Annotated in this window: 7 protein-coding genes; 6 read left to right on the plus strand and 1 reads right to left on the minus strand. The window is 64.7% G+C overall.

Annotated elements, in window-relative coordinates:
* On the minus strand, positions 1–545 hold a 545-nt coding region (locus tag IV091_RS09060; protein WP_293467830.1), incomplete at its 3' end, for a LysR family transcriptional regulator.
* A 107-nt stretch (positions 546–652) separates the two neighbouring features.
* On the opposite strand from IV091_RS09060, the gene IV091_RS09065 reads away from it, so the two are divergent.
* The 6 genes from IV091_RS09065 to IV091_RS09090 form a co-directional block, all read left to right on the plus strand.
* Complete coding sequence (locus IV091_RS09065; RefSeq protein WP_293467833.1) at positions 653–1,060, plus strand: DoxX family protein; 408 nt, start codon at positions 653–655, stop codon at positions 1,058–1,060.
* Between the two features lie 72 nt (positions 1,061–1,132).
* Entirely contained in the window at positions 1,133–2,017 is an 885-nt protein-coding gene (locus IV091_RS09070) for a pirin family protein (RefSeq protein ID WP_293467836.1), read from the plus strand.
* 46 nt (positions 2,018–2,063) lie between these two features.
* Complete coding sequence (ddpX, locus tag IV091_RS09075) at positions 2,064–2,690, plus strand: D-alanyl-D-alanine dipeptidase (RefSeq protein ID WP_293467839.1); 627 nt, start codon at positions 2,064–2,066, stop codon at positions 2,688–2,690.
* Between the two features lie 148 nt (positions 2,691–2,838).
* Positions 2,839–3,426 (plus strand): hypothetical protein, encoded by a 588-nt coding sequence (locus IV091_RS09080; RefSeq protein ID WP_293467842.1) that lies wholly within the window; start codon positions 2,839–2,841, stop codon positions 3,424–3,426.
* Entirely contained in the window at positions 3,423–4,754 is a 1,332-nt protein-coding gene (locus IV091_RS09085; RefSeq protein WP_293467845.1) for a hypothetical protein, read from the plus strand. Before IV091_RS09080 ends, IV091_RS09085 begins: the two co-directional genes overlap by 4 nt.
* A partial coding sequence (locus tag IV091_RS09090) for a cation-transporting P-type ATPase (protein ID WP_293467848.1) occupies positions 4,751–5,535 on the plus strand: 785 nt, incomplete at its 3' end. The genes IV091_RS09085 and IV091_RS09090, both read left to right, overlap by 4 nt.

The following is a 5,535-nucleotide window of genomic DNA, read 5'->3' on the forward strand; positions in this document are numbered from 1 at the left end:
TCGGCCAGGTAGTTGGGGGCCGCGTACAGGCCAAAAGAAAAAACGGCCAGGCGCCGCGCTGCCAGCGAGGCATCGTCGGTCAGCTTGCCCATGCGCAGAACCACATCAAACCCTTCGCCCAGCAGGTCCACCCGGCGCGGTGACAAATCAAGCTCCAGCTGGATCGCCGGATACATCGCAATGAAGGCCGCCAGCGTGTCGGCCAGCAGCAGGTTGGCAAAGTCGCTGGGCATGGACACCCGCAAGCGCCCGCTCGGCGTGGCCTGGCGGCGTTCACTTAAAGCCGTCACCGCCTCGACCTCAGACACCACCTGACGCGCGTGCTCCAGCAGTTGCAAGCCAAACTCGGTCAATGACTGGCGCCGGGTGGTGCGCAGCAGCAGGCGCTCGCCAAGGCTGTGTTCCAGTGCGGCCAGCCGGCGCGACACGGTGGACTTGGGCAAACCCATGCGCTCGGCAGCGCGGCTGAAGCTGCCCAACTCGGCCACGCTGGCAAAGATCAGCAGGTCATTGGGGTCGATTGTTGTGCTTGATTGTTCCACCATAGGATTAATCATATCCATTCAAAGGTATTTACCAAGTGATTGTTGATAAATAAACTACATCCATCGCAACACACTGAGTTCATCTCATTTTTTAAAGGAAAACCATCATGTCCAACACCATTCAAAACCCCCTCCACTTCGCCGCCCGCCTGGCTATGGTCGCCTTGTTCCTGCCCGCCGGCATTGGCAAGCTCACCGGCTTTGCCGGCACCGTGGGCTACATCTCGTCGGTCGGCTTGCCGCTGCCCACCCTGGCGGCCGCCGCGGCGCTAATCGTGGAAATCGTGGGTGGTCTGGCACTGCTGGCGGGTTTCGGCACCCGCATCGCCGCTTTGGTTCTGGCTGCGTTCACGCTGGTGGCCAGCTTCTTCTTCCACAATTACTGGGGTGTTCCTGCGGACCAGGCCTTCATGCAACAACTGCTGTTCTTCAAGAACATCGCGGTGGTGGGCGGCTTGCTGGCGATTGCGGCCAACGGCGCTGGCGCATGGAGTCTTGATGCACGCCGTGCTTGAGCCTGGCCTTGAATCACTGATCCAAACCGCAGGGTGTTGCCAGGCAACCCCTGCTTCAAAAAGGAACTGCAAATGAACACCACCACCATCATCAACATGCCCAACGTTGAAACATCACGCACTGTGGAGCAGCTGGTCGCCGGCCAGGCAACTTCCGACGGCGCGGGCGTCAAACTGACCCGCGTGCTGACCCAGAACCTGCAGCATCGGCTCGACCCTTTCCTGATGCTCGATGCCTTTGGCAGCGACCAGCCTGACGACTACATCGCCGGCTTTCCCGACCACCCGCACCGCGGCTTCGAGACCATCACCTACATGATTGCCGGGCGCATGTTGCACCGCGACAGCGCCGGCCATGAGGGCCTGCTTGAAAACGGCGGCGTGCAGTGGATGACCGCCGGCAAAGGCGTGATCCATTCGGAGATTCCGCAGCAGGAAGAAGGCGTGATGGAGGGCTTTCAGCTCTGGCTGAACCTGCCCAGACGCGACAAGATGAACACCCCCTGGTACCGCGACTTCAAGGCCGGCGAGCTGCCAAAATTTGTGACGCAAGAAGGCGTGGCCGTGACGATGATCGCGGGTGAAAGCCATGGCGTGCGCGGCGCCGTGACACGCGACACCACGCAACCGAACTACCTGGACCTGCACCTGCCCGCTGGCGCGCGCTTTGCGCAGCAACTGCCTGCCGGCCACAATGCGTTCATCTATGTCTACCGCGGCGAAGTCAGCATTGCCGGCAAGGCCGTGCCGGCGCAGCGCATGGCCATTCTGGCCAATGACGCCCAGGCCGATGGCGTGGTGATCGAGGCCAGCGCTGACGCCAGGGTGCTGCTTGTTTCGGGCATGCCTCTAAAAGAGCCCATCGTTCAGTACGGTCCTTTTGTCATGAACACGCAGGATGAGATTTACCAGGCCTTGAGCGACTTTCGCGACGGGCGGCTGGGCGAAACCGCCTGATGGGATTTTGAGAAAGACCGTGTCCTAAACCGGCCACAATCCCCTCATGCAAGCCCTGTCAACTTCCGCCCTGACGCCCGCCCAACCGCCCCTCGTACACATCACCGAATCCAGCCACGATGTCGCCATCGACCTGATCTACGCCGGCAAGAACAATTTCACCGGCCAGGTGATCTACGCGCATGCGCTGTGCTTTTTGCACCCGCAGGCCGAGGCCTGTTTGCGGCAGGCCGTGGCGGCGGCGCGGGGCATGGGTTTGCGGCTCAAGATTCTGGATGCATTCCGGCCGCAGGAGGCACAAGAGGCGCTGTGGGCGGTGGCGCCCAACCCGGACTACGTGGCCGATCCGGCCCAGGGCTCGAACCACACGCGCGGCGTGGCGGTGGACCTGACGCTGGTCGGTGCGGACGGCCAGGCGCTGGATATGGGCACGCCGGTGGACACCATGCACCCGGCGTCGCACCACTTTCATGCGGCGCACCCGGCAGCCGTTCAGATCAACCGCATGCGGCTGCTGACCGTGATGCTGGAAGCGGGGTTTGTGCACCACCCGCGCGAATGGTGGCATTACGAGTTGCCCGAAGCACAGCGCTTTGCCTTGATCGACAGCCACGCTTTCATGGCGTGCGTGCCGGCGGTCGAAAATCACGCATTTCACCGCGTGCCTGATTGACCATGAACGATCCGATTCATGCCGGTGCCCTGACAAGCTGATGCCGGTCATTGAATCTCCACTTTTTTAATAGCTGCTTGCGCCCATCTCCTAATGCGCCTGCGGGCGACGCATGCGCCTGTCGCAGCCCTGGCGTATGCTGCGACGCATGAACGAAAAAATCAACGAAATACTGCTGCAGATGGCCGCGCTTGAGGCGGAATTGCGTACTGCTGTGCAGGCGCAGGAAAGCCGGATGTTCTTCCAGATAAAAGGCAAGCGCGTCGAATTCGAGCAATCGGTGAGCCAGGCGCATCGCAAACTCAAGACCGGCGTGCTGCGCTGGCTGGTGCGCGACCGGCCGCAGAACCTGATCACCGGCCCGCTGATTTATGGCATGGCGGTCCCGCTGCTCATGCTCGATCTTTGCGTCAGCATCTACCAGTGGGTCTGCTTTCCCATCTATGGCATCACCCGGGTCCGGCGCAGGGACTACCTGGTGTTTGACCGGCGGCATCTGGGCTACCTCAATGCCATCGAGAAATTTCACTGCACCTACTGCGAATACGGCAACGGACTGATGGCCTACATGACGGAAATCCTGGCCCGCACAGAGCAGTATTTCTGCCCGATCAAGCACGCGCACAAAATTCTGGGCACGCACGGGCGCTACAACCGTTTCCTGGAATACGGCGAGGCCGAGGCCTATGAAGCCAAGCTGGAAGAGTTCCGGGTAGCACTGGGCAAGGTGAAATGACCGCCTTAACGAATTTCACGCATTCCCTGCCGGCTGCGCTGCCCGCGATCGCGGCGCGGCACGGCGTGTCGGTCGAGGCGCTCAACAGCGAGTGCTTTTGCATCAGCCTGGACACCGACGCGCTGGGCCGGGCGCTGGAATCGGAAATCGGCCAGCCGGGCCTGCTGGAACTGGTGCGCGAGCGCTGCCCCTACCTGTTTGCGGCGCGTCCGGTGTTTGTGTCGCCCGCCCACCTGGCGCGCATGGCCGCGCTGGTGCAGGCGATTGAGTCGGTGGTGGCGCTGCCGGCCTACCGGGCGGCGGTGCTGGCCCAGTCGCCCGACATTGCGCGGCATGACCCGGGCGGCGCGCTGGGCGTGTTTTTTGGCTACGACTTTCATGTCACCGAAGGCGGCTTTGGGCTGATCGAGATCAACACCAACGCGGGCGGCGCGCTGCTCAACGCCGTGCTGGCGCGAGCGCAGCGCGCATGCTGCCCGGCCATGAATGACTTGATGCCCACGCCGGCCACGGCCGATGCGCTGGAGGAGCGCATCGTGGCGATGTTCCGGCGCGAATGGGCGCTGTCCGGCAACGGCCGGCCGCTGCGCAGCATTGCCATCGTCGACGACGCCCCGGCGCAGCAGTACCTCTACCCCGAGTTCCTGCTGTTCCAGCAACTGTTCAGGCGGCACGGACTGCAGGCGGTGATTGCCGACCCGGGCGAATTGAGCCTGCGCGGCGGCGTGCTGTGCCATGGCGAACTGGCCATTGACCTGGTCTACAACCGGCTGACGGACTTTGCGCTGGCCACGCCCGCCAGCGCCACGCTGCGCGAAGCCTACCTGCAGCACGCCGCAGTGCTGACGCCGCACCCGCAGGCGCACGCCCTGTATGCGGACAAGCGCAACCTCGCGCTGCTCAGCGATGCGGCGCGGCTGCAGGCGCTGGGCGTGCCGTCCGCCACGCAGGCGGTGCTGCTGGCCGGCATTCCGCACACCGAAGTGGTGGACCCGGCGCAGGCCGACCGGCTGTGGCGGGACCGCAAGCGCCTGTTCTTCAAGCCGTTTGCCGGCTTTGGCGGCCGCGCCGCCTACCGGGGCGACAAGCTGACGCAGCGCGTCTGGCAGGAAATTCTGGCGGGCGACTATGTGGCGCAGGCGCTGGTCGTGCCTGGCGAACGCACCATCTCAGACCAGGAGCCGGCGCAGGTGCTGAAGTTTGACCTGCGCGACTACACCTACGACGGCCAGGTGCAGTGGGTGGCGGCGCGGCTCTACCAGGGCCAGACCACCAACTTCCGCACGCCGGGCGGCGGCTTTGCACCGGTGTACGCCGGGCCAACATGACAGAGGCCACCAGCACAGGCGCAGCAGCGGACCATGAAACCCGCTTGTTTCTGCTGGGCGCAGGCGACAGCGTGCAGCCGCTGGCGCATGCGCGCTATGTGGCGCTGGCCCGCCATCAAGCGGCCGCACCCGAGTTTGCCGGCCTTCGCCTGATGCTGGTGGACTGGTACTTGCGCATCGTTGGTAACCAGCCGCAGGACGTCGTCAACGAAACCTGCAGCTGGCTGGTGTTTGATGCGCAAGGCCGGCTGGACCTGCATGCGGCGCTGGCGATCGATGAGGAAGCGGCCCCGAGCGAGGCGCAGTGGGCGCAGATCCGCGCGCAGGTGTTCGGCAGCGGCATGCAGCCGCCCGGCGACCCGCCCGCGCCGCAGGGCCTGAGCAGCGCCGAAGCCGCGCGGCGCCTGGCCGCCGACGGCCCCAACCTGCTGCCCGGCAGCGCGCCAAAATCCGGCGCGGCGATTCTGCGCGAGGTCATCACCGAGCCGATGTTCCTGATGCTGCTGGCCGCCGGCGGCATTTACCTGGCGCTGGGCGACCGGGCCGAGGCGCTGTTTTTGCTCGGCTTCGTGTTCGTCGTGATCGGCATCACGCTGGCGCAGGAGCGCAAAACCCAGCGCGCGCTGGAGTCGCTGCGCGACCTGTCGGCCCCGCGCGCGCTGGTGCTGCGGGGTGGGCAGACGCTGCGCGTGGCCGGGCGCGACCTGGTGCGCGGCGACCTGCTGGTGCTGCGCGAAGGCGACCGCATCGCCGCCGATGCGCGGCTGCTGGACGGCCTGCT

It is taken from the genome of Polaromonas sp., assembly GCF_018780625.1.
Taxonomy (GTDB): domain Bacteria; phylum Pseudomonadota; class Gammaproteobacteria; order Burkholderiales; family Burkholderiaceae_C; genus Polaromonas.

Coding starts and splice junctions, on each gene's coding strand:
- IV091_RS09065 (WP_293467833.1), top strand. CDS start 653: ATGTCCAACACCATTCAAAACCCCCTCCACTTCGCCGCCCGCCTGGCT.
- IV091_RS09070 (WP_293467836.1), top strand. CDS start 1,133: ATGAACACCACCACCATCATCAACATGCCCAACGTTGAAACATCACGC.
- ddpX (WP_293467839.1), top strand. CDS start 2,064: ATGCAAGCCCTGTCAACTTCCGCCCTGACGCCCGCCCAACCGCCCCTC.
- IV091_RS09080 (WP_293467842.1), top strand. CDS start 2,839: ATGAACGAAAAAATCAACGAAATACTGCTGCAGATGGCCGCGCTTGAG.
- IV091_RS09085 (WP_293467845.1), top strand. CDS start 3,423: ATGACCGCCTTAACGAATTTCACGCATTCCCTGCCGGCTGCGCTGCCC.